Source organism: Bacillus cereus group sp. BfR-BA-01350 (genome assembly GCF_022663775.1).
Classification (GTDB): Bacteria; Bacillota; Bacilli; order Bacillales; family Bacillaceae_G; genus Bacillus_A; species Bacillus_A paranthracis.
Genome location: NZ_JAKUGD010000012.1, coordinates 1 through 24973, shown reverse-complemented (window position 1 = coordinate 24973; position 24973 = coordinate 1). Strand labels below are relative to the sequence as shown.

Sequence of the window (24973 nt, the reverse complement as noted above, 5' to 3'; positions counted from 1 at the left end):
CCGTATTATTTTGGAATGCCTTTATCATTTTGATTACTTTGTTTTTTATACAAGTACCAGCCACCCCAGCCGCCACCAATTGCTAAGACAATGAGGAAAGCATAGTCTTTAACCTCGATACGTATATTGAAAATATTAGCTATAAGTAAGACAATCCCAACTGTTATTAACGCAAAAAATGCTCTAATTAAGTAGTCTTTCAACTGAACCACTCCCGCCATTTAAGTAGTAAATGATGAATATGGAAAAGCTTTTTTGGATCTATTTTACTAAAGGGTGTTTCCTATATTTTAGCATAAAAGAGATTGTAATATATTGATGAAAGTGGGGAATGGGGAAGTGCTAATATTGTCGTGATTTGTCGGTAAGTCGATATCCTGTGTCGAATCGTCGATATAATGAAAAAATCGTTGATATATTGTGAGTTATCGTCGATATATTTGAAAAATCGTCGATATAAATTTCATGTACCAGAACGCGCGATCATTTCATAGAAAAAAGCGACTCTGAACGAGCCGCTTCCGCTTTTAATTATTATTGATTCAAGAACGCGCGTAGCATCCAAGCATGTTTTTCTAGTTCTGTGTAGATGCCTAGTAGTAGGTCAGATGTCATTTCGTCGTCAGAGTTTTGAGCGATTTCCATGCCTTTTTTCAGTTCGACTAGCATCATTTCGTAGTCTTTCATGATTGCTTCGACCATCCCTTCTGCAGTTTCTCCGTATGCTGCTTCTTGAATAGAAGATATTTCTAAGTATTCTTTCATTGTTGCTACTGGTTTACCACCAATTGCTAAAATACGTTCTGCAATTTCGTCGATGTGAGTAGCTGATTCTGTGTAAAGTTCTTCAAATTTCTCATGTAATGTGAAGAATTGAGGTCCTTTTACGTACCAATGGAAGTTGTGTAGTTTTGTGAATAAAACGCTCCAGTCTGCTACTTGTTTGTTTAATACTTCGATTACTTGTTTGTTCATTATGATCAATCTCCTTTTGAGTTGTTATGTGATATCAATTACTAATTTATAATTATTATAATCTAGTAATTCGTATAAATCAACCCTTTTGCTGGAATTAATTTGAACAAATTATGAACTGTGTAAATAAAAATCCCTATTACTGTAGAGTAATAGGGATTTTGTTTGATATATAGCTCTTGTTCTGAACGAGCCGCTTCACCGTTTAGTTGTTATACAGCTTTTTTATTTTCTTCTACATCCTGTCCATCCCAGCACTCTGTATTTTGTAAGCCAGGGATAGAGCTTGCAACGAAAACAGGATCTTTTCCTTGTTTCTTTTGCTTCATATAGTCTACTAATGCTGCGTAGGCGAACTTGCTTAGGAATGAGATGGCAATTAAGTTTGTAAATACCATTAGTCCCATGAATAAATCAGCTAAGCTCCAAACAGTCTGAAGGGCAGCGATTGATCCGAAGAATACCATTCCGACAACGGCAACGCGATAAATCATTAACCAAGTTTTGCTTTCTTTAATGAATGCGATGTTTGTTTCACCATAATAGTAGTTTCCTAGTAAAGAACTGAACGCGAATAGGAAAATAATAATCGCTAAGAAAGTGCTTGCCCATGGTCCGATTTGTGAACTTAATGCACTTTGTGTTAATTCAATACCTTGTAAATTTGTTCCTTTGTAAAGTCCAGAGCATAATACGATAAATGCTGTTGATGTACATACTAAGAACGTGTCTACGAAAACACCTAATGCTTGAACAAGTCCTTGTTTGACAGGGTGAGATACATCTGATGTTGCAGCTGCGTTAGGAGAGCTACCCATACCTGCTTCTGTCGCGAATAAACCGCGCTGAATTCCGAACTTGATTGCTGCTCCAATACCACCAGCGATGGCTTGGTCTAAACCGAATGCACCATTAAATATTTCCATAAAAATGCTTGGTAACATAGTAAAGTTGTTAATAACAACAAAAATAGCCACACCAATATAAATGATTGCCATTGGAGGAACAATCATTTCCGTAATACGTGAAATGCTCTTAATACCACCGAAAATAATAACTGCAACTAATAAAGCTAATAGAGCTCCTACGATCGTTCGCTCTAGTCCAAAAGCATTTTCAAATGCTATTGTTACTGTGTTTGCTTGTACAGAGTTGAAAATTAATCCGTACGCAACTGTAATAAGAAGTGAGAACCAAACACCCATCCAGCGTTTGTTTAATCCTTTTTCCATATAATATGCTGGGCCACCACGGAATCTGCTTCCATCTTTTACTTTATAAATTTGCGCGAGCGTACATTCTACGAAACTAGTAGCTGCTCCAAGGATAGCGATAAACCACATCCAAAATACTGCGCCAGGTCCGCCCATTGAGATAGCTAATGCTACACCAGCTAAGTTTCCGATACCGATACGTGCAGCTGCACTTAAGCAAAATGCCTGGAACGGGGAGATACTATCTTTCTTTTTTTCTTTTCGATTAAATCCTTTACTAATTAAACCGACCATCTCACCGAAATGAGTAATTTGGACAAACTTCAATTTAAAAGAGAAATAAAGACCAAAGCCGATTAGCATTGCAATAAGAATATATGACCATAAAATATTATTCGTTACCTCAAGGAATCTGCTAAAGATATCAACCATATAATACACTTCCTTTTTTACGTAATAAGAAAATTATATGCAAAAAATATACGAGAATCAATTTTTCTAAAAAATCATGTTACTTAAATGCATTTTATGTTATGATTATGTTACATAATAATATTTTTAGAATTATTTACATTTTAAAAAACTAAATGTAAAGCGAGAAAGAGGGGGTGATTTGAAAGAAGAATCTTTATGGAAAGTAAGCCTTGAGAGTTTGAAAATGAGAAGTAATATATGTTTTATCATTACATCTTTTAGTATCTTTTTAGGAGCCACTTATTATTACAATAAAAGATTTCCAAATCACAGGTATCCTGAATGGTTAGAATTTCTAAAATGGATTGGATGAATAAAAGATAGAAAAACAGAAAATTTAAATAAAATTTGAGGAGGAGCTAAACATGAATATTAGAGAAAGTGAACTTCCGGGTATTGGCTATAAATTTCAAATCGTTACGAAAGGTAATGAAAAGATGGTAATTGTTATTCATGATGACGGACGTAGAGAAATGTATCATTTTGATTCAGACCATGAAGAAAGTATCTCAAGTATTTCATTACGCGACTCAGAGGCAAGACAAATTGCAGCAATATTAGGTGGAATGGTGTATAAACCTAGAGCATTAGAAAATGTTGAAATGGTCTTTGAAGGTTTAGCGATTGAGTGGTTTAAAGTAGAGAATGCAGCGCCAGCAATCGGAAAAACAATTGGTGATCTTGAAATAAGAAAAAACTATAGCGTAACGATCATTGCAGTTATGAAGAAGAATATGAAAAAGCTATTTAATCCAGGACCAGATGCGGTAATTGAAGAAGGCGATATGCTTGTAGTTTCTGGTGAGAGAGAAGAAATTAAAAAAATCATTAATGAGTTACTTTCGAATAGGGGGACTGACTAGATGGATACGTTAATTTTTGAAGTTGGTACAGCTTTAGTTTTAGTTGCAATTGCAGCAGTAATTGCTGGAAAGTTTAAATTCTCAGTCATTCCATTTCTAATTGTTCTTGGGATGCTAGTGGGACCACATGCGCCGACAATAGGTGTGATCGATTTCAAATTTATTGAAAGTGCAAATGTAATTTCGTTTCTTGGACGGATTGGCGTTCTGTTTCTTCTGTTCTATCTAGGACTAGAGTTTTCAATGAAAAAACTAATTAAATCTGGACGTTCTATTGCGATTGGTGGAACAATCTATATTTTAATTAACTTTTCACTTGGGTTATTATACGGATTTATCATGGGATTCCCTTTACTAGAAATTTTAATTATTGCGGGTATTATTACGATTTCTTCTAGCGCTATCGTTGCAAAGGTGTTAGTGGACTTAAGAAGAACTGGTAATAATGAGACCGAATTAATTTTAGGAATTATCATGTTCGAAGATATATTCCTTGCTGTATATTTATCAGTCGTTTCTGGTTTAGTTCTAGGGGATCATGCTTCATTCTTAGGTGCCCTTACTTCAATTGGAATTGCTTTAGGATATATGCTTCTATTCTTTATTGTAGCTAGAAAGGCGACGCCGTTATTAAATAAATTGCTCAATATTAGTTCAGATGAAATTTTCATTATTGTAGTATTTGCTTCATTATTCTTTATTGCAGGATTCTCAGAAACAATTCACGTTGCTGAAGCAATTGGAGCACTTCTTTTAGGGTTAGTTTTCTCTGAGACAGAGCATAGTGACAGAATTGAACATCTCGTCGTTCCATTTAGAGACTTTTTCGGAGCTATTTTCTTCTTCAGTTTCGGATTAAGCATTGATCCGTTTTCATTAGGAGGGGCAATATGGTTAACGTTAGGTGCTGTCCTTCTTACAATCATCGGAAACTTTGTAGCAGGGATGATTGCTGGGAGACAAGCTGGATTATCTCATAAAGCATCAACAAATATTGGATTAACAATCGTTTCAAGAGGAGAATTCTCCATCATTATGGCCAATATTGGTATCGCGGGTGGTTTAATGTCAGTACTGAAACCATTCTCAGCATTATACGTGCTTATACTATCGATCTTAGGTCCACTTCTGACGAAAGAGTCAAAGAATGTATATAAATTGTTAAATAAAATCTTTAAGTGGGATATGAAGAAGAGCTAAATTTTTAAAAATCAAAGTACAAAATATGTATGAAAAATGGATCTATGTCGACATAGATCCATTTTTTTATTGGCATTTTTTTTAGGATGAAAGAATACGTTTAATATTTACCATATTGTGGCATACATATAGAAAAAGGTGCTTGGAAAGGGGAATAAAGAGAAATGGAACTCCAGTTTCAAAATGTATATCAACAGGTGGAGAATTGGTATGTGTTGGATTCGGAGCTTCCTTGGGATGTCAAAAGGCTTAGAGACGATTTATTTTCACTGATTGAAGTATGTAAAACGCCAGTTATTTTTTGTGATACGTGTGATGCGAATCATGTGCTTTTATCACTAGGAGAAGAGGAAGAAGAGTTTTTATTTCCGGTAGGTGGTTTTTATCATAAAGAAAAACAATTAATTTTTGTTTGTATGTGGGAAGAGTATGAGCAAGTCCTTAAAACACTACTGCATGAATTTCGTCATGCGATGCAGCATAAGAGTGAAATATTGTATGTCGGAAGTGAAACTTACGAAGAAAGATGGATTGAGAAAGATGCGAGAAAGTTCGCGGAGAGGAAGTTAGATGAATATAAAAATAGAAAGTTAATGTAAAGCATAGTGGAGAAATGGCGCTGTGCTTTCTTTATTTCTTACTAAAAATAAGTAATTGACTTTTATGAAGTTTAGTTCTAAACTAACGATATAAAACGAGCGAGGTGATAGAATGAAAACCGAAGATAGGCTTGGATTATTATTATGGTTTCGTTTATCACGTTTTTATAATAAAAGTATTCGTGAGACGAATAAGCATTTGAAGAAATGGAATATATCTGCCGCGCAGTTTGATGTACTAGCTCAAGTTGGAGGGCATAATCGTTTAACGCAGCAAGAGCTTGGAAATAAGCTATTTGTTACGAAAGGAAATATTACGCAGCTTTTAAATAAAATGGAACAGCTCGAGTGGATTCGTCGTGAACAAGAAGGTACTACAAAATATATTTCGTTAACAGAAAAGGGAAGAGCTTTATATGAAGAAATCGTCCCGCCTCAAGAAACATTCCAAGCGGAGCAGTTTCAAAATTTAAATGTAGAAGAACAACATCAATTATTACAATTACTAAAAAAGTTACAGTGAGAAAAATTTTAAAATAAATCTTGAATTCGAGATAATATGAGGTGAACGGTATGTTTAGAAAAGTTGATCATAAAAATATGGGAAGAGCAAATCACGGTTGGTTAAATACACATTTTCATTTTTCCTTTGCGAATTACTATAATCCAAATAACATGAGCTTTGGAGCATTACGTGTTATTAATGATGACTTAGTAGCACCGCAAACTGGTTTTGATATGCATCCACACCGCGATATGGAAATCATTTCGTACGTTGTAGACGGTGCTTTAACACATGAAGATAGCATGGGGAATCGCGGAACAATTGAGCGAGGACATGTTCAATATATGAGTGCTGGCACAGGTGTATTTCATAGTGAGCATAATTTAGGAAATGAAACACTACGTTTATTACAAATTTGGATTTTACCAGACCGTGAGGATCATAAGCCAAACTATGGTGAGTTTAAATTTGATTGGAGTAAGCGTGAAAACGAATGGTTCCATATGGTATCTCCATTAGAAGGAGAGGCACCAATTCAAATTCATCAAGATGCGAATTTATATTCTTTATCGTTAGAAGCAGGAAAAGAAATTCATTTTCCTGTGAAAGAAGGTCGTCAGTTGTATCTTGTTCAAATTGAAGGAAGTAGTGCAATCAATGGTGAAACACTTGTTATGCGTGATGCGGCAGAAGCGATTGAAGAAGATATTCATATTGAAGCGAAAGAGCAATCACACTATTTAGCAATTGAATTGAAAAAGCAATAAAATGTTTATAAAAAAGAGGACGTCCGATAGGATGTCCTCTTTTTTTGAGTGGAATTGTCAGAAAAAACTTTCTCAAATTTTAGGTAAAGGTATCCACTTGAAAACCAAGAACTGTATAAAAGTGTCAAAAATCTTTAGGGAATGGGGAATGTTATAGTGAAAAAGCAAGTCATTTCATCAGCATTAGCGTTAACTGTTATCGCCGGGGGATTTGGAACATTTGGAGCAACGACAACGAAAGCGGAAGAACAAAAAATTCAATACCATCAAGAATTTAAAACGCCTGCATACATAGGTGAAGAATGGAAAGCACCGGAAGGACTAGATAAAAAAGAAACGGTCTTTCAATATTTAGAGAGTAAGAAAGATATGTTCAAATTAGCAGGAAATATTGATAAACACTTTAATGTCGTTGGGGAAGAAAAAGATGCTGAATCCGGTACAACACACGTGAAGCTAGTTGAGAAACATAATAACATTCCTGTGTACGGTTCAGATCAAACAGTTACACTAGATAAAGAAAATAATGTAAAAGCTTTCTTCGGACAAGTTATCCCGAATTTAGAGGATAAAAATATTCCTGCATTTGCAAAGATTAGTGCAGAGCAAGCAGAAACAATTGCAAAGGCAGATATTGAAAAAGAAGTTGGTAAAGTAAAGAATTATGATGGTGTGAAAAAAGATTTATATGTGTATGAAAAAGATGGGAATTACTATCTTGTATACTTAGTGAAAGCATCGATTTCAAAGCCAGCTCCAGGGTATTGGCATTACTTTGTTGATGCAACGAATGGAAATGTGATTGAGAAATATAACGCTGTAGATCACATTACAGGATTTGGTTACGGAGTACTAGGAGCTAGACAATCATTTGAAATTGCTCAAGATGAGAAAACAGGACAATTCAACTTGTTTGATGGTAAACGAGGACAAGGTATCCATACGTTTGATGCAGAAAATATGGATGAAAACTTGTTTAATTTATTCTCACAATGGCTTGGATATACAGGAGAAGAAGTTGAAAGTAAATCTAAGTTCTTCGAAGATAAAGCGGCAGTTGATGCGCATGTAAATGCGGGGAAAGTGTATGATTACTACAAAAAGACATTTAATCGTAACTCTTTCGATGATAAAGGTGCGAAGCTAATTTCTACTGTTCACGTTGGAGAAAGCTGGAATAACGCAGCTTGGAACGGTGTGCAAATGATGTATGGTGATGGCGATGGTAAAACATTCATTCCATTATCTGCTGGACTAGATGTTATCGGTCACGAATTAACGCATGCTGTCACTGAGCATACAGCAAATCTTGTTTATAAAAATGAGTCAGGTGCGTTAAATGAATCGTTGTCTGATATTATGGGTGTCATGGTTGAGAAGAAGAGCTGGGATTTAGGTGCTGACATTTATACACCTGGAAAACCTGGTGATGCACTTCGTTCTCTGAAAGATCCAGCATCTATTCCAAATCCATTAAAACCAGGTGAAGGTTACCCAGATCATTACAATAAGCGCTACACTGGAACAGCTGATAATGGAGGCGTTCATATTAACAGCAGCATTAACAATAAAGCTGCATACTTAGTATCTGAAGGTGGAGATCATTACGGCGTGAAAGTAACAGGGGTAGGCCGTGAAGCGACAGAAAAAATTTATTACCGTGCTCTTACGAAATATTTAACTGCAAACTCTGACTTTAAGATGATGCGTCAAGCAGCACTTCAGTCAGCTGAAGATTTATATGGTAAAAACTCTAAAGCTGTACAAGCTGTAACGAAAGCTTATGATGCAGTAGGCGTAAAATAATAAGAGAAAAAGACCTGACTAGGATGTCAGGTCTTTCTGTATTTAGTCGCGAATACCTAATGCAATTTTCGCCATACGTGACATGCGTTCTTTCGACCATGGTGGATTCCAAACGACATTTACTTCTATTTCATTGACTTCAGGTACGTTCGTTGATAATACTTTTTTTACGTCTGATACAATTTGCCCAGCCATTGGACAGCCGATAGAAGTCATCGTCATCGTAATGACAGCATTATTATTTTCATCTGCTGTAACGTCATAAACTAATCCAAGATTAATAATATCAACACCTAGTTCAGGGTCAATAACAGCTTCTAAATTGGCATATAATTTATTTTCAAATGCTTCTTGTGACATAAGTAGCACCCCCTGCATTTTAATGATATCGATTCTCATTATAACGGAAATGTGTATAATATGCAGGGAATGAGCTCAAAAAAATATCCCTTTTGGAAGAGGGATATTTTTTAAAGGCTATTCAGTTTTGAAGTGTGATACGAGTTGATCTAATTCTTCAACTGTTTGTTTCATTTGTTTAGCTGTTTGTGTCATCTCATTCATCGTAATGACTTTTTGCTCAGCAGATTGTGCTGTTGCTGCTGTTTCACTAGATACTTCAGTCGAAATAGAAGCGATGTTATTCAGTGAAGCATTCATTTCTTCAGCACTTGCAGCCATTTCTTCAGCAGTTGCTGAGATGTCTTGCATTTGAGTAGATACTTTATTTACTTGTTCTACAATTGTTGTGAAAGAATTGCCAGCTTCGCGAATAACATGAATGCCTTCAGATGCTTCCGAACGGCCTTGTGACATCATAGAGTTAGCAGTTTCAGTGTCTTGTTGAATTTGATGTAGTAGCCGGTTAATATCTGTTGCCGCTGTTTTAGATTGTTCAGCAAGTTTTCGAACTTCGTCAGCCACGACAGCGAAACCTTTTCCTTGTTCGCCAGCACGAGCTGCTTCAATAGAGGCGTTTAAAGCAAGTAAGTTTGTTTGTTCTGCAATATTAGAAATAGATTGTACAGCTGTATCAATATATTTCGTGTGAGTGATTAGACGTTCGACCACTTCTGATGTAGCATTTACCGCGTCGTGTATCGTTGTCATTTGTGAAACAGATTTTTGAATAACAGTATTTCCATCGTTAGCTTGTTCAGATGTAGCTACAGCAAGTTCAGTTACAGATGAAGCAGATTCAGCAATGCGCTGAACACTTACTGTCATATCGTCCATTGCAGTTGAGCTTTCTTCCATGCTAGCAGATTGTGATTGAATACTTGCATTTAAGCTAGACATCGAGCTTTGAACTTTTATTGTTGCCTCACGTGATATATTCGTCTTTTCTAGCATATTTTCAGAAGCGTTTTGTACTTCCACAGATGTTTTTTGAACACGATTAATGATATGTTGTAGGTTTTCTAACATTGTATTAAATGATGTTGCAATCGTACCAATTTCATCATTACTATTTACTTGTAGGCGGGCTGTTAAGTCACCTTCTTGAGATGATAATTCTTTTAGTTTGCTATCAATTTGTTGAATTGGTTTAACAAGTTTACCAGAGAACCACCATGCAAGTGTGATAGCTACGATAATACAAATAACAAGTGATAAGAAAACAACATATTCAATTTGTAGTGAAGATTGATCAATTTTTTTAATAGATTGATCACGTAACTTAGCTTGTTCATTACTGTAATTTGTGAAGTCACCAATTACTTTATAAACAGTACCATTTTCTGCATAAGCTACTTGCAGGGCCTCTTCCCACTTTTGTTCTTTTGCAAGAGGGAAAACTTTTTCTTCAATATATTTTCTCCAAGTTGATCCTGATTCCATTGTATTTTTCATGGACTCAGAAACATTTGGATTAGAAAGAAGCTTATCTTTTGCATCTTCAAGCTCTTTACTCATTGAATTAAACTTGTCAAATTCAACTTGATCATGTTGTAATAAGTACCCTCTTAAGGCAGAGAGCTGTACTTGATAAGCATCCCCGCGCTCTTTTAATTGTGTTGCAAGGGGAGAAATCTCTTTTTGTAATGCTTCAGCTTGACGAGATTGATCAATAGCAAAAAATAAAATAAAAGCTAAGGCGATGCCAAATAAAGCGCAAATCGTTCCCATCATGAACATTAGTTTTTTTCGAATGCTAATAAAGCTCATATGATAAAAGCCTCCTTTATGAAATCATAGTATTAGAATTAATTAATGTAAAAAATTGAAAGAAAGCTTTACTCCATTGGGAATAAAGCTTTCTTCTTTCCTTTAGGAATTATAGCAGACGGAATGGGAGATAGAAAGAAATATTTTAAGGTGAAAAAAGAGAGAGTGTAAATCCCTCTTTTTACTAGTTGAGAACTCCTAAAAATATAAATGAAAGTTTCGCTTTAAATGTTTGTTTTGAAATGAGAAACGAGAACTTCAAGTTCTTGCACAGTCGTTTTCATTTCAGACGCTTTTTTAGCAACGACACTCATTTTGTTTACTTGGTCACCAGCTGAAGTTGCTGTTTGTGATGTTTCGGCGGCAACTTCATTTGAAATAGAAGCGATGTTATTTAAAGCTGCATTCATTTCTTCAGAACTTGCGGCCATTTCTTCAGCAGTTGCAGACACTTCTTGCATTTGTGTAGAGACTTTGTTAATGTGGTTAACAATTTCTGAGAATGAAGATCCAGCGGTACGAATGACTGTAATGCCTTCAGAAGCCTCTGACTGACCTTGCGTCATCATTTCATTTGCTATTTTTGTATCTTCTTGAATTCGATGAAGTAAATGATTAATATCAGTAGCTGCTAGCTGAGATTGTTCAGCAAGTTTTCGTACTTCATCGGCAACAACAGCGAAGCCTTTTCCATGTTCACCAGCACGGGCCGCTTCAATGGAAGCATTTAAAGCGAGTAAGTTTGTTTGTTCCGCGATATTAGAAATGGATTGAAGTGCAGTATCAATATGATTTGTATGTGTAATAAGTCGTTCTACTACTTGTGATGTAGCGTTAACAGCTTCATTAATGGTATGCATTTGTGTAATAGATTTCTCAATGACTTTATTCCCGCTATCAGCTTTTTCAGAAGTTGTAACAGCTAGGGTAGCAACAGAAGAGGCGGATTCTGCAATACGCTGAACACTCGTTGCCATATCGTCCATTGCAGTTGAACTTTCTTCGATGCTGGAAACTTGTGAACGAATATTGTGCTCAAGAGCATTCATAGTCTCTTCAGTTTTTGCGGTATTTTCCATAGAAGCAGTTGTTTCGATAAACACATTTTCAGATGCTTCTTTTACACTTGTTGATGTTTGTTGCACTTGCTTTATTATACGTTGTAAATTAGCGAGCATTTGATTAAAGGAATTGGCGATATCACCAATTTCATCTTTACTCGTTACATGCAATCTAGCAGTTAAATCACCATCTTGCGAAGCTAATTCTTTTAATTTCTCATCAATTTGTCGTATCGGTTTAACGAGCTTACCAGAGAACCACCATGCTAATAAAATAGACGTTACTGTACATGTAATGAGTGAGAAGAAGATAATATATTGAATAAGGGATGAAGAAGACTCCACGTCAGCAATTAATGCGTCACGTTTATCATTTTCTTCATTTGCATATTTCGTAAAACGACTTAAAAGGTCGTTTACGTAATCAGTTTGAGCTAAAGCGATTTTAGATGCTTCGTCCCATTTTCCTTCGCGAGCGAGAGGGAGGACTTCATTATCTATGACGCTTCGCCATTTTCCGCCCATTAAAATCGCTTCTTTCATTCCTTCGGGGAGTTTTTTATCACTTGTTACTTTCTCTCTCGTATCAGCTAGTTTTTTTCCTTCTCGGTTGAATTTATCCAATCCTTTTTGATCATGTGATAGTAAATATTCTTGTAAGCCAGCAACTTGTGCTTGAAACCAATCGCCACGTTCTTTTAAAATGGTTGCTCTTTTTGATACATCATTTTTTAACGTTTCAATTTCGCTCGCTTGGCTCATAGCGAATGAAAGAATAACAATAAGAGCAATGCTAAATAAAGAAGAAATGCTTAAGAGTGTGAACAGTAGTTTTTTTCGAATACTAACATATTTCATCGTTACCCCTGCCTTTTAAAAACTATTTATTATAATTTATAAATATTTAGAGCAGAATTAATAAAAACATCATTATGAAGTTATTAATCTGTTCAATAAAAATTATAGCAGATAATGGAATATGGCAGATTCATATGAGTAAATGTTCTTAAAATGTATACATTTGTATATCAAAAAATTCATAAATAAAAATGAGAAATGCTATTGTAATTTGAAATAACATCATGTATACTTCTAATTAGTTGATAACGATTATCAGTATCAACTAAAAACATTACTCTTCGTTATGTTGGTCATACCCCTTTTTGACGACGTAAGTCAGAGACGAAATGTTGAAATATCTTGTGTCCTATTCTACAGAATTATGGTAATCTCCAACCTCAACTTATATGCGTGAGCATGCAAAAAGGATCCTATCCGTGAAGGGATCCTTTTTTGCATGCTGTCGCAATTAATGTATAGAGACCCGGTACACGCTCTTCCATTCCTTCCGGTGCAGTAGAAGGGAAGACCCATCTTTGATGAGGCCCATGTTCTTCAACTAGTTTTTCAATTTTAAAATGTTCTTCTGCAAGTGTTGTAACAATTTCTCCTAGCGTCCAGCGGCGGATGGTTGTTTTAGGTAACGATTCTTTCTGCGCTTCTGTAAGAAGGATGCTATAAGCAACATCCTCTTCAATTAATTCTTTATCAAAATAATTTCCATTGGCCTGAAATGATGGGTGGTCGACTCCTAATAATTTCGTGTAAACAGGATGATAGTCACGAAGGATAAGCATTCCATCTTCTTTAAGTAAAGTAGCAATTTTTTGAAAGAGCGGTTTTAAATCTAAAAAGTAATGGAGTACACCAAGTTCCAGCAATACGATATCAAATGATTGTGAGAGCTGTACATGTAATACATCAGAAACGACATACTCGATAGAGACACCGGCTGCGTCCGCAAGTTCATTTGCATATTTTGCATTACTTGCTGAAATATCAACAACTGTTACGTCAGCTCCTAAAAGAGCGAGAGCAACAGCTTTGTTTCCTTTTGACCCGAGTAAATTAATAATACGTTTTCCTTTCGGAGATTGTATGTAAGGTAAATAGTGATCTACCTCACGCATAGGGTCTTCTATGATTTTTGTCGCATAATCAGCTGGTGCCCCGTGACGATTCGTCCAAGCTTCATAAGCAGCTGCATTCCAGCTTTTTTCATTACGTATGCTTAGTTGTTTTTGATTCAATCGTATCACTCCTTTTGTGAACATATAGGTATTCGGCAGGGGGATGGGATTTCCTTTTCTTTTTGGATAAAAGTTTGATTTTTCTGTTATTAAGTCGTACAATACATGTTATACGTAAAAGCGTTGAAAAGGAAAAGTAGGATGAACACATTCTTTCCAGAGAGCTTCGGTAGCTGAGAAGAAGCAAGAATATTCATTTGAACAATGGCCTTTGAGCTTCGTCCTGAACTTATCAAATGATAATAGTAGGCGGCGACGAGAGTTGGTACTCGTTATCAAAACCACAGTATAAGAGCGTATAGCTCCGTACTTGTTAAGGCTAATTATATGAGTAATTGGCGAAATAAGGTGGTACCGCGACTGTTTATACAGCCCCGCCCTTATCTTTTTTTAGATAAGGGCGGGGCTTTTTATATTTTTAAAGGAGGAATGTAAGATGAGTATTTTTATTGGAGGAGCTTGGCCGTATGCAAATGGTTCGTTACATCTTGGACATATTGCGAGTTTGTTACCTGGAGATATTTTAGCACGTTATTACCGGGCAAAAGGTGAGAATGTGTTGTATGTTTCGGGGAGTGATTGCAATGGAACACCAATTGCAATTCGGGCAAAACAAGAAGGTGTGACGGCGAAGGAAATTGCTGATCAGTATCATGAAGAGTTCCAGCGATGTTTCCGTAGCCTTGGTTTTACGTATGATTGCTATACACGTACAGATAGTGAGCACCATCATGAAACGGTTCAAAATGTTTTTTTACGTTTATTAGAAGAGGGACATATTTATAAAAAAACAGTGGAACAAGCATATTGCGAAACGTGTACGCAGTTTTTACCTGATCGTTATGTAGAAGGTGTTTGTCCACATTGCCATGAAGAGGCAAGAGGAGATCAATGCGATGCGTGTTCAGCTATTTTAGATCCACTCGATTTGTTAGAAAAGAAATGTAAGTTATGTGGTAGTACACCATCCATACAGGAAACAGAGCATTTCTATTTCGCATTGCATACATTTCAGGAGCAAATTAAAAGGGCTGTAGAAATCGCTAAACAAACAGGAACATGGCGCGACAATGCGATTCAACTAACAGAGAGATATGTAAAGGAAGGATTACTAGATAGGGCCGTATCACGCGATTTACCAATCGGGGTACCAATTCCAGTAGAAGGGTATGAAGATAAGAAAATTTACGTATGGATTGAAGCAGTGACAGGGTATTATTCAGCAAGTAAACATTGGGCTGAAGAAACAGGGAAAGAGGATCGAGAGTTTTGGGATAGCGAAGCGAAAACATATTATGTGCACGGAAAGGATAATATTCCGTTTCATTCCGTCATTTGGCCAGCAGTATTACTTGGAATAGGAGAAGGGGCAATTCCTCGTCATATCGTTTCGAATGAATATTTAACAGTTGAAAAAAGAAAATTATCTACGAGTAAAAACTGGGCAGTATGGGTGCCTGATATATTAGAACGCTATGATCCAGATTCTATTCGTTACTTTTTAACAGTAAATGCACCAGAAAATCGTGACACTGACTTTTCATGGCGTGAATTTATTTACAGTCATAATAGTGAATTGTTAGGGGCATACGGAAACTTTGTAAACCGGACATTAAAATTTATTGAAAAGTATTATGGTGGTATCGTGCCGAATGGAAGTATTGATGTAGAGCTAAAAGATAAGATAGAAAGATTATATAAACATGTAGGAGAGGCGATTGAGCAAACTAAATTTAAGATGGCATTAGAATCAATATTTGATGCAGTACGTTTTGCAAATAAATACTTTGATGAGAGGCAGCCATGGAAACAAAGGGAAGATGATCCAGTTTCATGCGAAGAAACGATTTATAATTGTGTGTATCTCATCGCTAATTTTGCAAATCTCCTGGAACCATTTTTACCATTTTCAAGTGAAAGAATTAGAAATACATTATCGATTGTGAACCGAAATTGGGAGCCTCAACATACGTTGCCAAGTAGAATTGATAGCGTGCAGCCACTATTTGAACGAATCGATGTAAAACAAATTGAGCGTGAGTTAGAAAAGCTATATGAAGCAATAAAGTGAGATAGAGAAAAAGACCTTTCAAATAAATGAAAGGTCTTTTGTTATGCAGTAGGATTCTCTTTCTTATCCTTTAAGAAGAACAGCACAGCAAGGATTACGAGAATAATAGCTGCAATATCATATGTTATTTTGAATGTAGTATTAAAGTTTAAGTACTCCACTAAAGGGGTTTTGACTGCTCCAGCATATATACAAATAGGAATGACGAGCACATCGTAAAATTTCTTTTCTTTCATATATCTTATTAGGAAGAAGATACACATAATGGCAAAAAAGGCTACGCTTAAAATAGTCATTTATACCTCCAAATAGATTTGAAATTATACCACATTGTAACTTTATTTCCATTTATACGCAAGTTAATATTTTTAGGCACTATACACGCGATTACGTTTTTTTTCTTTCCTAGCTGTAAGAAGTTGAGGAGTGAAAATCCCAAGTAATATAACGATAATCCCAATCCACTGCATGAACGTTACGACTTCATGTACAAGTGTAATAGAAGCGATAATGGCTGTTGGTAATTCAGCTGCTCCTAGTATTGTACCAAGTCCTGTTCCTACTTTCGGTACGCCAATTGAAAAACAAATGACAGGTACGACAACGCCGAATAATCCGAGGAAGAAAGCATATTTCCATAGGCCAGCTTGCAGGGCACCATCTGTTAAAAAGGTTGGTGGGAAGAATAGGCATACGATAAGCGTAGCGCTTGTTGTCATAAGAAAGCTTTTCGTATAAGGCGGAACTTCTGTAGCAACACGCCCGCTTGCAAAAACATAGAATGAAAAGGAAACAGCAGCTAATAGTCCAAAGATTATACCTTTCGTGGAAAAGTTTTGTCCGAGACCTTCAAAGACACCGCCTGCAAACAATGTTCCAGCAAATAAAATAATGATAGATATAACTTTCTCACGGCTTGGAAATGTTCGGTTTGCAATTGCTTCAATAACGACACCAATCCATGTGAACTGGAAAAGTAGGACGACAGCGATAGATGCTGGTAGTTCTTCTACAGAAATAGCGTAGAAGATACCGGTCATACTCATCGTTGTGCCAACTGTTAGTAAGGAAAAGAATTGCTTTTTTGTTACTTTATGACGTGAAACGAAAAGAACGAGCAGAAGAAGACCGATCCATCCGAAGACATATTGACCTCCTAATAGTTGATGGGCTGAAAATCCATCAATGAATCCGAGTTTGAAAATAGTTGAAAGTACGCCGTAGCTACAAGCTCCGAATAAAACGAGTAATGAATACTTAAATTTCTCCATGAAAATCCTCCTTTTACATAATAAAAAACGCCCGCTATCCAAATAAGGATAACGGGCGAACGAAACAGAGTCATATACTCTACAAAATTCCGCCACTCATACGAAGTATGAATTTGGGATATGAAATTGTAGTAGGTTTTTACATTGCTTTTGGGAATACAATAGAACATTTTACACCTTGAGGCGTGTTTTGTATACCATAAGGAAATTGATGTTTATCTAGTATTTGTTTTACAATGTATAACCCAAGACCACTACCTTGTACTAAGCCGTGTTTGTCAGGGTTTGCGCGATAGAATGGCTCAAATAAATGGGCAAGTTTATCCTCATCTATTTGTGAACCTGTATTTAATACTTCTAATGCGTAACCGTTTGGCTTTTCATAAAGCTTTATATATACATGCTGATGGTCAATTGTATAATGAATTGCATTTGAAATAATGTTAAAAATGGCAGTTTGAATAAATTTAGGATCAGCTAAAACTTGTACATCTTGTTTAATGTTAGATTGAACATTTAACTGTTTTACAGATACGAAATAATCTACTTTCTTCATAACATCCTCAATAATATTAGTTAATGAGATAACTTTTAAATCAGGTTTAAATTGAGGGTTTTGTATTTTGGATAATTCCGACATTTTTTCCGTTAATATGTTAATGTCTTGCATCATTTCATAGGAACGTTTTAAATATTTATCTCTATCTTTATAAGCTCCAATTCCGTGAATCATGCCATCTAGTTGTCCCATAACGGCTGCGATTGGTGTTTTTAATTCATGGGAAACCATAGACATAAATTCTTTACGGGATTGTTCTAATTGTTGCTCCTTTTTGAGTTCATTTCTTAAATCTTGATTGCTCGCATGTAAATTCTTCACTATATTTGGTATTTGTGAAGCAGCTACTTGTAAATTAAAATCTGTTTGATCCGTATTTTTGTTGAGTAGCTTTTTATCTGAGAAATCAAGATTCATAATATCTTTTAAAGCATCACTCATATATTGAAAAGGTTTAGCAATTAGTTTTGCATAAATTAAAGATCCGAGCAGAGATAATGCAAGCATTGTTGCGCCAATATGTGGAGCTAATTGCTGCAGTACATCTGTTAATTTTGGATTATCTTGTGCATCATTTGCTTTACTTGCTGCATTTTGTTTATGTAAGGCATCATTAGTAGCGACTTGCTTTTCCGTTTCTGTAGATGGAGCAGAAGCGCTATTTTCCCCTGAAATATTTTGAGCATGTTCTTTTGCTTTTGCAGTTTGGCTAGGCTGCAAAAGATGATTGATAGCTGTAGAGAGAGAATTATAATCTATAATAGCAGATTGGAAATTAAACATGTCCCCCTGTGATACAGCTTTATTTTGATTCGTTTTACTTTGGTCGTTTTGTTTATCTGAATCCGCTTGTTCTGTAGTATGCGTTCCATTTTCTTTCGCAAAACGTTCTTTATCGTAGTTTGAAGCTAAGAAGTAAATAACTTGATAAAGACAAAGTGATAAAAGAATACAAAATAATAAGGTTTTGATGAAAATATTTTTGGTGATGTTGTCTTTGCTACGATTCGATTTTGTAGCCAATGCCTTTCACCGTTTTAATATAAGGAATTCCTAATTTTTTTCGTAAGTTTTTAATATGTGTATCTATAACTCTTACATCACCATAATGTTCATAGCCCCATACCTTATTCAACAAATCACTTCTTGATAATACTTTTCCTCGATTTTGCAGTAAAGTATAAATAATTTCAAATTCTTTTGTTGTCAATTCAATTTGATTACCATGAACATAAGCGGCGTATGCTGTAGAATTTAACATCAATTCATGGAATTGTAGTATAGTCGCAGCTTCGGCTTCCTTCGTTGCTGCCCTTCTTAATACAGCTTCTACACGTTTAATAAATACGGTGTAATGGAACGGTTTCGTAATATAGTCATCAATACCTAATTCAAATCCTTTAATTTCACTTTCTTCATTATGTAAGCCTGTTAACATAATGATTGGTACATCAGATTGTCCTCGCATAATTTTACAAATACTATAGCCATCTATATCTGGTAACATCACATCAAGGAGGACAAGATCGTATGAATTTTTTTGGAAAAGAAGTATACCTTCTGTCCCAGCACCAACGACATCAACAGTAAAGTTTTGTGCCATTAGAAATTCACGAATCAGCTCTTGTATATCTGGGTTGTCTTCAATCACCAGTATATGCGTCATAGTAACACCTCCTAAATAACGCTTTTAACTGCAATATTCGAATTCATCATTTTTTCGATGACTCAGATTGTTTATACATATAATAAGCCCCCGCCATAAAATAATCATGAAAGTAGCAAGGGGAGTTGTTTAGTGAAACTGAATATTTAAGAATTACAGTAATTCTATTATAGTATGTATTATAAAATTTATAAAATATTATAACTGTATAATTTTAATATCCATGTTTATCAATGTTTGGATGTTACTTAACACAATCTATTCCTATTATATATGTAAATACAGTTGTTTTGCTACTGTAAATGAAGAAATAAAATAAGCCAAGACATAAAATTCTTGGCTACACGTAAATCGCGCTTTGAGGTTATTTTACAGTGACAGTAGCTTGCTGGGGAATACGCTCAAATAACCAGTGTATATCATTGTTATACATACGAATACAACCTAGTGTTGTCCACTTACCAATTGCCTGGTTATTGTTCGTACCATGAATCGCATAAGTTGTTCCGTAAGTTCCTGCCATGTTTAGTCCGAGCCAACGGTCACCAAGTGGATTACGTGGATCGCCGCCTTTAATTTTGCCTGTGTAATAAGGACGATTTTTAATTTTATTTACGATTTGGAAAGTACCTTTAGGTGTAGGAGTAGATGCTTTTCCAGTAGCGACAGTAAAACTCTTTATGAATTTTCCGTTTTGATAATAATCCATTTTATTTAACTGTGTGTTTACAATCAGTTGATCTTTCGTTGTAGCTGCTTCAGTAGTTGTGAATGGAATAGTTAAAAATCCTAATGATAATAGTGCGCCTAATAATAGTTTTTTCATTATATTCTCCTTTTTACTATTGTAGTAGTCTTACATACAATGAACTTGCAACCCTCGTAATACTTTATTTACATTTTCATCTAATGTTTCAAAGAAATTAGTAATTTTGGCATCGTGTTTGTTGTTTTTATCAATAAGTAATCTTTCATTTAGTAAAAGTTCACCATGTAGTCCAAAACTTTGAACTTGAATATTTAATTCATCTTCCGTTTCAGAAATGATTGGTAAGAAGTAGTGAAAAGCTTTCGTTGGAATGATATAGCTTTTACCAATCATGCTTTCTTGATTTGAATTAATCCATTTTTTCGTGACAATTTTAATGTTCTTTTTTGAAACGATAAAAGATAGTGTTGTAGACTTTGTTAAACTTACGTCAAATTCATTTGTTTCACATATGTGCAAATTAAAAACGGTTTCATTTTGGTGAGATTCAACATTTGTATTAATAAAATCGTGCATTTTATAAGCTTCCATTTCGTATTCACCCTTTTTTCAATTTCGAAAAGCGATTAATATTTATTCAAATTAATGTTTAGTCATATATTAGTTAAATTTTTAAACAAATTCCGATATAATCTTACAATACGTATATGAAGCTAATATGAAGTTCGTATGAGTTTGTAGTGGTTTTTTATTAAGAACAAAATATAACGATTTTTAAGTGTTAAAAAATGGATAAAAAATGCATATTAAGGCCCTGGTTTCTCAAGTTATATACTTGTTAAGTTGTCTGAAAGTGAAAGTAAATAAAGAACGTAAAAGTTTAGTGAGAGCCTTACAAAAATGTAATAAAAATGTAAGCTATTGTGATAGTTATTTCGACAATTTTTTTATACAATATTAGTAAGAAGTTGCACGTGATTGAAAGGAGAGATGACATGGAATGGATTCATGAATTATTTCAGCAATACGGGTACTATGTTGTACTTGTCGGCTTGCTGTTAGAATATATTGCACTTCCGTTTCCGGGAGAGCCAACGTTAGCATATGCGGGATTTTTAGCACATAAAGGTGATTTAAGTTTACCGATTTTAATCATTCTATCCTTTATTGGGACAAGTGTAGGAATGACGATTCAATACTTTTTAGGAAATAAATTAGGTATGCCCTTTATTCAAAAGTATGGGAAATACGTATTTTTAACACAAAGAAAAATCGACTTAACAAGAATGTGGTTTGATAAGTATGGATATTTCCTAATCTTTATCGGTTTCTTTATTCCTGGTGTACGTCACTTTACAGGATACTTTGCAGGAATTATTAACTTACCATTCCGCCGTTTTGCAATTACAATTTACTCAGGTGCTCTATTTTGGGTATCATTCTTCTTAATTGGTGGTTACTGGTTAGGTGGAAACTTGCATGATATTTTTGGAGCGCTAGAAGGTCACATCGGTAAAATTATTTTTGGAGTGATTGCGATTGTAGCAATTACGTTAGGAGTTCGTTTCCGTAAACAGTTAAAACGAGCATTATTACAAAACGCAAGTTAATATGGAATCCATTCTATGTCAGAATTTAGGAAGGCAGTGCAGAAGCACTGCCTTTTTTATTTTATGTTCCAATCGATTTTTAACTTTCCTTTTGATTGATTTCCGCTAACTATAATGTAATAAGTGCCTGTCTTAATTGCTGCGAAATGGTACGTATTAGGGCCAGCTGGAGCTAAATAATTTTCTTCCTCTTGAAACTCACTAGCCATTTTTATGTCCCCTATGTAGCCATTCGAATTTTCAGCTTGTGATTCAATAGTGAATTCTAATATGTCACCTCGTTTTAGCTCAATTGGGACTTTATGTTCACCACTAAAATGTTGAAAAGATGCTTCGAAAGAGTTATCGGTTTTTGTTTCGACCCATTGTTCTTTTGATGTTCCAACCCTTGCTATATCTACTAAGTGAATTGTGATAAATATAATAAACATAATGCTTGGTACGAAATACTGTATCCATTTAAATTTTGTTGCTATGACTGTGCATAAATAGAAAGAAAGAGAACATACTGCTCCGATTGATCCGAGGAACAAGAACTGTATTAGATCAGCTTCTTTAAATATTAAGAAGGGAAGAAAAAATAAATAGCCGCAAAAAATATAAAGTAATAATGTCTTCAGTCTTGTATATGTTTTTAATTTCAAGTTATCTATGCAAATAGAGCAAAAAATTGCATATACCGCAAGGAAAGGAACGAAGGGAAAATATAGTAGTTCTCGTAATCCAGCTAAGAAACTATATAATGTTGGTTGACTAGTTGTTAAGAGAAGCGTGCTAATAAGTAATAATAAAAAGAAAGTCGCTGTAAGTTTAGTAAGAATATAGGAAAAAGTAGATGTTTTATTCATAGGTCACTTCCTTTGTTTAATATTTCACATTCATTATATAGGTTATTTTTATCATAATATATCTTTATTTTTGTCAATTATTAACGTCAAAATGACAATTATAATTGACAAAAATAAGGATATTATTTACAATTTTAATTAAATAAATGAAAAAGAGGGAAGATATGAAGCTTCAAAATCGGGTGAGGGAACTACGAGCAAAGCATCGTTTATCACAAGGGGATTTAGGGAAAGCGATTGGGTCATCGCGGCAAACGATTAGTTTAATTGAGCGCGGAGATTATGCACCATCTATCGTATTGTCGTTAAAAATCGCACAAATTTTCAATGTACCGGTGGAGGAAATATTTACGTTAGTGGAGGGGGAAGATGATGGTGAAGGGTAAAGTAAAGGGGAAAATGTTGGCTATACTGAAGCTGTTAGCAGGAGTGATATGCGGCGGGTTCATAGGGTATGTAGTAGGGGATAGTGCAACAGAGGGAACTAGTAAAATATCCCCTGTTATTAGCATTGGCATGATGAGTTTATTTGGCGTAATAGCTATATATTATATTTGGAAGCGTACAAGAGTACTCGCACAAACGAAAGATGAAGAAGAAAATGTTAAGGGACGAAGGTTAGGGATAGTGCTTATTTATTTTCGAGTAATGGAAATTATTATTCCATCATGGTTTGTTTGCTCAGTTATTGCGTTTTATAGAACGTATACAAAAGAAGGGAGCTTGCTCTTTGTTAGTGTAAGTATTGTGGTATCTACAGTGTGCTTTATTGCTATAACTTGGTTAGGGTCTGTAATGAGGAAAAGGTATAACGCTTTATATCCAGAACAGAGTGTTACGTATTCTCAGTCAATGGAAATGTGGGCAAAGAATGCAGATGAAGGACAAAAACAAATTGTTCATGAGGCGGGATATAAGGCATATCAATATACAAATATGACACTTGCCTGTGCATGGTTAGTGGCAATTGCGCATGTACTTTTAGATGGGAAAGATTATTTTATGGTCATTATGATTTCGTTCGTTTGGGTTTTACATGTTGGAACATATATGTACGAAATGCATAGAAAAATGATTTATTAAGGGGAGAAAAAGGTGGATATTTTAAGAAGGCCAGCTGGTACTATGACGGCGGCGTTAGTTTTGTCCATTTTATACGGAGTAATCCGAACTGGGAAATTAGAAGTAATGTTGGATATATGGGCATTATTTGGAATTTTTTTATTGGTGTTAGCTATTCATGAGCTAGGACATGTAGCGTTTGGTTTAATAGGTGGTTTACATTTTAAATTTATGACAGTAGGGCCGATTACTTTTCAAAAAGAGAAGGGGAAAGTACGCATTCGAGAAAATAAATTGTGGATGTACTTTGGAGGCGTGGCGATGTTAGTGCCTCCTTCCATAGAGACACCAAATCTTTCGAAAAAATGGGCGTGGCTCACTTTAGGTGGACCGATTGTGAGTTTACTATTTGGTATTACTTCTGGTTACATATACATGGTGAGTTATTATCAATATCTTTTATATTTTTCTGTATTACACTTTGTGATTTTTGCAGCTACAATCGTACCGATAAAAGGAACGTTTTTGAGTGATGGTATGCAATTTCTCATTTTAATTAAAGATGATGAAAAAGCGAGGCAGCATTTATATAACATTCAAGTATCGAGTGAGTTATTTAGTTATAAGAGGCCGAAAGTTTGGGATAAGAGATTAATAGAACTTAGTGAGGAAAAATTAAAGGAAGATAAAAGTATAAGAGATATAATGAGCGGACTTATGCTCGTTTTTTATACCAGAGCCGATCAAGAAGGAATGGAAAGAGCGATACCATATATAGAACCAATTGTTCAACTACCTGTAACGAAAGAAAATAAATATTTCGTTAGTAGTTTTCATAGTTGGTATCTTTTATATAAAGCTCTTTATCAGATGGATAGTCTTTCTCTGCAAGAAGCGAAAGAACATGGGAAGGCTATTACAAAAATAGACTTACATGGGTATTATCGTACACAAGGAATTGTGAAATATGTAGAGGGCGATATGGAAGCTTCCAACGTTTATATGAGGAAAGCGGATAAAGAATTGAAGAGCGCCGAGAAGAGTGAAATGGGATATTTACAATTAGAAAGAGAATGGTTTGAGCAGCTGAAAGAGAGGGTATCTTACGATGGGTGAGGTATCCTCTTTTTTCTATGTCGTCTTATGCCGTTCCATAAAAAGTGTGGGGCGAGTAAAATAAGATGTGAGGAGCAAAGCTTGGAGGAATTCTAGATGGAAATTTTAACGATTATTTTAATCGTCTTGCTCATTTATGCTGTTTTTAAAGTAGCGTATGTAGCATTAAAAATACTCGCGATCTTATTAATTATCTTTTTAATCGTAGAGTTCGGCAGTAAATTGCTTGGGGGATAGGGTATGTTGTGCGCTTTGATTGTCGAAGAATGTCGGTAAGTCGATATCCTGTGTCGAACCGTCGATATAATGAAAAAATCGCCGATAAAAGTGTAGAAATC

The 24973-nt window shown here is 35.2% G+C and carries 26 protein-coding genes and 1 other annotated feature; of the genes, 12 read left to right on the top strand and 14 right to left on the bottom strand.

Translation table 11 applies throughout. The features are described from left to right. Positions 1-5: 5 nt before the first annotated feature. From MR147_RS21740 to MR147_RS21730, 3 genes are all read right to left on the bottom strand, one after another. The gene (locus tag MR147_RS21740; RefSeq protein WP_000656318.1) at positions 6-203 is read right to left on the bottom strand and encodes a hypothetical protein; all 198 of its coding nucleotides are present in this window, start codon (positions 201-203) and stop codon (positions 6-8) included. Between the two features lie 331 nt (positions 204-534). Next, positions 535-975, bottom strand: a complete 441-nt coding sequence (locus MR147_RS21735) for a Dps family protein (protein WP_001041890.1) — start codon at positions 973-975, stop codon at positions 535-537. 212 nt (positions 976-1187) lie between these two features. Beyond that, positions 1188-2621: an alanine/glycine:cation symporter family protein gene (locus tag MR147_RS21730; RefSeq protein ID WP_000227572.1), complete on the bottom strand. Its 1434-nt coding sequence runs from the start codon at positions 2619-2621 to the stop codon at positions 1188-1190. Positions 2622-3028: 407 nt separating this feature from the next. Between MR147_RS21730 and MR147_RS21725 the strand changes: the two genes are divergently transcribed. The 6 genes from MR147_RS21725 (at position 3029) to nprB (ending at position 8403) form a co-directional block, all read left to right on the top strand. After that, positions 3029-3526: a cation:proton antiporter regulatory subunit gene (locus MR147_RS21725; protein ID WP_001026065.1), complete on the top strand. Its 498-nt coding sequence runs from the start codon at positions 3029-3031 to the stop codon at positions 3524-3526. Next, positions 3527-4726 carry a cation:proton antiporter gene (locus MR147_RS21720; protein ID WP_000380209.1) on the top strand — a complete coding sequence of 400 codons (1200 nt, stop codon included), beginning with the start codon at positions 3527-3529 and terminating at the stop codon, positions 4724-4726. A gap of 164 nt (positions 4727-4890) precedes the next feature. After that, positions 4891-5325 (top strand): DUF3920 family protein, encoded by a 435-nt coding sequence (locus tag MR147_RS21715; RefSeq protein WP_074607000.1) that lies wholly within the window; start codon positions 4891-4893, stop codon positions 5323-5325. Positions 5326-5437: 112 nt separating this feature from the next. After that, a complete protein-coding gene (locus MR147_RS21710; RefSeq protein WP_074607001.1) occupies positions 5438-5848 on the top strand; it encodes a MarR family winged helix-turn-helix transcriptional regulator in 411 nt (136 codons plus the stop codon). 50 nt (positions 5849-5898) lie between these two features. Further along, complete coding sequence (locus tag MR147_RS21705; protein ID WP_000488957.1) at positions 5899-6597, top strand: pirin family protein; 699 nt, start codon at positions 5899-5901, stop codon at positions 6595-6597. A gap of 156 nt (positions 6598-6753) precedes the next feature. After that, positions 6754-8403: a neutral protease NprB gene (gene nprB / locus MR147_RS21700; protein WP_242304730.1), complete on the top strand. Its 1650-nt coding sequence runs from the start codon at positions 6754-6756 to the stop codon at positions 8401-8403. Between the two features lie 42 nt (positions 8404-8445). Here the strand turns inward: nprB and MR147_RS21695 are convergent, their stop codons facing one another. The 4 genes from MR147_RS21695 to MR147_RS21680 all read right to left on the bottom strand — a co-directional run bounded on the left by MR147_RS21695 (position 8446) and on the right by MR147_RS21680 (position 13723). Further along, positions 8446-8763: a metal-sulfur cluster assembly factor gene (locus MR147_RS21695; protein WP_000076425.1), complete on the bottom strand. Its 318-nt coding sequence runs from the start codon at positions 8761-8763 to the stop codon at positions 8446-8448. 117 nt (positions 8764-8880) lie between these two features. After that, the gene (locus MR147_RS21690; protein WP_074607005.1) at positions 8881-10572 is read right to left on the bottom strand and encodes a methyl-accepting chemotaxis protein; all 1692 of its coding nucleotides are present in this window, start codon (positions 10570-10572) and stop codon (positions 8881-8883) included. Between the two features lie 224 nt (positions 10573-10796). After that, positions 10797-12491: a methyl-accepting chemotaxis protein gene (locus MR147_RS21685; RefSeq protein ID WP_074607007.1), complete on the bottom strand. Its 1695-nt coding sequence runs from the start codon at positions 12489-12491 to the stop codon at positions 10797-10799. Between the two features lie 413 nt (positions 12492-12904). Next, positions 12905-13723: a class I SAM-dependent methyltransferase gene (locus tag MR147_RS21680; RefSeq protein WP_074607008.1), complete on the bottom strand. Its 819-nt coding sequence runs from the start codon at positions 13721-13723 to the stop codon at positions 12905-12907. 114 nt (positions 13724-13837) lie between these two features. Next, positions 13838-14108 (top strand) — a binding site (T-box leader). Positions 14109-14159: 51 nt separating this feature from the next. Here MR147_RS21680 and metG point away from each other — a divergent pair. Further along, entirely contained in the window at positions 14160-15794 is a 1635-nt protein-coding gene (metG, locus tag MR147_RS21675) for a methionine--tRNA ligase (protein WP_074607009.1), read from the top strand. Between the two features lie 41 nt (positions 15795-15835). Here the strand turns inward: metG and MR147_RS21670 are convergent, their stop codons facing one another. The 6 genes from MR147_RS21670 to MR147_RS21645 all read right to left on the bottom strand — a co-directional run bounded on the left by MR147_RS21670 (position 15836) and on the right by MR147_RS21645 (position 20590). Continuing rightward, positions 15836-16090, bottom strand: a complete 255-nt coding sequence (locus MR147_RS21670) for a hypothetical protein (protein ID WP_000154155.1) — start codon at positions 16088-16090, stop codon at positions 15836-15838. Between the two features lie 72 nt (positions 16091-16162). Continuing rightward, positions 16163-17065, bottom strand: coding sequence for an EamA family transporter (locus MR147_RS21665; protein WP_074607010.1), 903 nt, complete (start codon positions 17063-17065; stop codon positions 16163-16165). 139 nt (positions 17066-17204) lie between these two features. Then, positions 17205-18647: a sensor histidine kinase gene (locus MR147_RS21660; protein WP_074607011.1), complete on the bottom strand. Its 1443-nt coding sequence runs from the start codon at positions 18645-18647 to the stop codon at positions 17205-17207. Beyond that, a complete protein-coding gene (locus MR147_RS21655; protein WP_000148833.1) occupies positions 18625-19290 on the bottom strand; it encodes a response regulator transcription factor in 666 nt (221 codons plus the stop codon). The genes MR147_RS21660 and MR147_RS21655 overlap by 23 nt, the downstream gene beginning before the upstream one ends. A gap of 364 nt (positions 19291-19654) precedes the next feature. Next, the gene (locus MR147_RS21650; protein WP_000734938.1) at positions 19655-20116 is read right to left on the bottom strand and encodes a L,D-transpeptidase; all 462 of its coding nucleotides are present in this window, start codon (positions 20114-20116) and stop codon (positions 19655-19657) included. Positions 20117-20146: 30 nt separating this feature from the next. Continuing rightward, complete coding sequence (locus tag MR147_RS21645; RefSeq protein WP_074607013.1) at positions 20147-20590, bottom strand: DUF3978 domain-containing protein; 444 nt, start codon at positions 20588-20590, stop codon at positions 20147-20149. A 404-nt stretch (positions 20591-20994) separates the two neighbouring features. Between MR147_RS21645 and MR147_RS21640 the strand changes: the two genes are divergently transcribed. Beyond that, on the top strand, positions 20995-21609 hold the full coding sequence (locus MR147_RS21640; RefSeq protein ID WP_000454749.1) for a DedA family protein: 615 nt from the start codon (positions 20995-20997) through the stop codon (positions 21607-21609). 56 nt (positions 21610-21665) lie between these two features. On the opposite strand, the gene MR147_RS21635 is transcribed toward MR147_RS21640, so the two are convergent. Next, positions 21666-22457, bottom strand: a complete 792-nt coding sequence (locus MR147_RS21635; RefSeq protein WP_074607015.1) for a hypothetical protein — start codon at positions 22455-22457, stop codon at positions 21666-21668. Between the two features lie 164 nt (positions 22458-22621). On the opposite strand from MR147_RS21635, the gene MR147_RS21630 reads away from it, so the two are divergent. From MR147_RS21630 to MR147_RS21615, 4 genes are all read left to right on the top strand, one after another. After that, positions 22622-22843 (top strand): helix-turn-helix transcriptional regulator, encoded by a 222-nt coding sequence (locus MR147_RS21630; RefSeq protein WP_000776167.1) that lies wholly within the window; start codon positions 22622-22624, stop codon positions 22841-22843. Beyond that, positions 22827-23540, top strand: coding sequence for a DUF3169 family protein (locus MR147_RS21625; protein WP_080493698.1), 714 nt, complete (start codon positions 22827-22829; stop codon positions 23538-23540). The genes MR147_RS21630 and MR147_RS21625 overlap by 17 nt, the downstream gene beginning before the upstream one ends. A 42-nt stretch (positions 23541-23582) precedes the next feature. Beyond that, positions 23583-24635, top strand: coding sequence for a M50 family metallopeptidase (locus tag MR147_RS21620; protein WP_242304753.1), 1053 nt, complete (start codon positions 23583-23585; stop codon positions 24633-24635). Positions 24636-24731: 96 nt separating this feature from the next. Continuing rightward, positions 24732-24872, top strand: coding sequence for a DUF3985 family protein (locus MR147_RS21615; RefSeq protein WP_000404782.1), 141 nt, complete (start codon positions 24732-24734; stop codon positions 24870-24872). Positions 24873-24973 lie beyond the last annotated feature (101 nt).

What these genes read in the sequence shown, in the direction of transcription:
- MR147_RS21670 (WP_000154155.1), bottom strand. Translation starts at nt 16,090, where the DNA reads ATGACTATTTTAAGCGTAGCCTTTTTTGCCATTATGTGTATCTTCTTC.
- MR147_RS21690 (WP_074607005.1), bottom strand. Translation starts at nt 10,572, where the DNA reads ATGAGCTTTATTAGCATTCGAAAAAAACTAATGTTCATGATGGGAACG.
- MR147_RS21720 (WP_000380209.1), top strand. Translation starts at nt 3,527, where the DNA reads ATGGATACGTTAATTTTTGAAGTTGGTACAGCTTTAGTTTTAGTTGCA.
- MR147_RS21655 (WP_000148833.1), bottom strand. Translation starts at nt 19,290, where the DNA reads ATGACGCATATACTGGTGATTGAAGACAACCCAGATATACAAGAGCTG.
- metG (WP_074607009.1), top strand. Translation starts at nt 14,160, where the DNA reads ATGAGTATTTTTATTGGAGGAGCTTGGCCGTATGCAAATGGTTCGTTA.
- MR147_RS21725 (WP_001026065.1), top strand. Translation starts at nt 3,029, where the DNA reads ATGAATATTAGAGAAAGTGAACTTCCGGGTATTGGCTATAAATTTCAA.
- MR147_RS21710 (WP_074607001.1), top strand. Translation starts at nt 5,438, where the DNA reads ATGAAAACCGAAGATAGGCTTGGATTATTATTATGGTTTCGTTTATCA.
- MR147_RS21650 (WP_000734938.1), bottom strand. Translation starts at nt 20,116, where the DNA reads ATGAAAAAACTATTATTAGGCGCACTATTATCATTAGGATTTTTAACT.
- MR147_RS21665 (WP_074607010.1), bottom strand. Translation starts at nt 17,065, where the DNA reads ATGGAGAAATTTAAGTATTCATTACTCGTTTTATTCGGAGCTTGTAGC.
- MR147_RS21735 (WP_001041890.1), bottom strand. Translation starts at nt 975, where the DNA reads ATGAACAAACAAGTAATCGAAGTATTAAACAAACAAGTAGCAGACTGG.
- MR147_RS21625 (WP_080493698.1), top strand. Translation starts at nt 22,827, where the DNA reads ATGATGGTGAAGGGTAAAGTAAAGGGGAAAATGTTGGCTATACTGAAG.
- MR147_RS21715 (WP_074607000.1), top strand. Translation starts at nt 4,891, where the DNA reads ATGGAACTCCAGTTTCAAAATGTATATCAACAGGTGGAGAATTGGTAT.
- MR147_RS21635 (WP_074607015.1), bottom strand. Translation starts at nt 22,457, where the DNA reads ATGAATAAAACATCTACTTTTTCCTATATTCTTACTAAACTTACAGCG.
- MR147_RS21640 (WP_000454749.1), top strand. Translation starts at nt 20,995, where the DNA reads ATGGAATGGATTCATGAATTATTTCAGCAATACGGGTACTATGTTGTA.
- MR147_RS21695 (WP_000076425.1), bottom strand. Translation starts at nt 8,763, where the DNA reads ATGTCACAAGAAGCATTTGAAAATAAATTATATGCCAATTTAGAAGCT.
- MR147_RS21615 (WP_000404782.1), top strand. Translation starts at nt 24,732, where the DNA reads ATGGAAATTTTAACGATTATTTTAATCGTCTTGCTCATTTATGCTGTT.
- MR147_RS21620 (WP_242304753.1), top strand. Translation starts at nt 23,583, where the DNA reads ATGACGGCGGCGTTAGTTTTGTCCATTTTATACGGAGTAATCCGAACT.
- MR147_RS21730 (WP_000227572.1), bottom strand. Translation starts at nt 2,621, where the DNA reads ATGGTTGATATCTTTAGCAGATTCCTTGAGGTAACGAATAATATTTTA.
- MR147_RS21630 (WP_000776167.1), top strand. Translation starts at nt 22,622, where the DNA reads ATGAAGCTTCAAAATCGGGTGAGGGAACTACGAGCAAAGCATCGTTTA.
- MR147_RS21705 (WP_000488957.1), top strand. Translation starts at nt 5,899, where the DNA reads ATGTTTAGAAAAGTTGATCATAAAAATATGGGAAGAGCAAATCACGGT.
- MR147_RS21645 (WP_074607013.1), bottom strand. Translation starts at nt 20,590, where the DNA reads ATGGAAGCTTATAAAATGCACGATTTTATTAATACAAATGTTGAATCT.
- MR147_RS21685 (WP_074607007.1), bottom strand. Translation starts at nt 12,491, where the DNA reads ATGAAATATGTTAGTATTCGAAAAAAACTACTGTTCACACTCTTAAGC.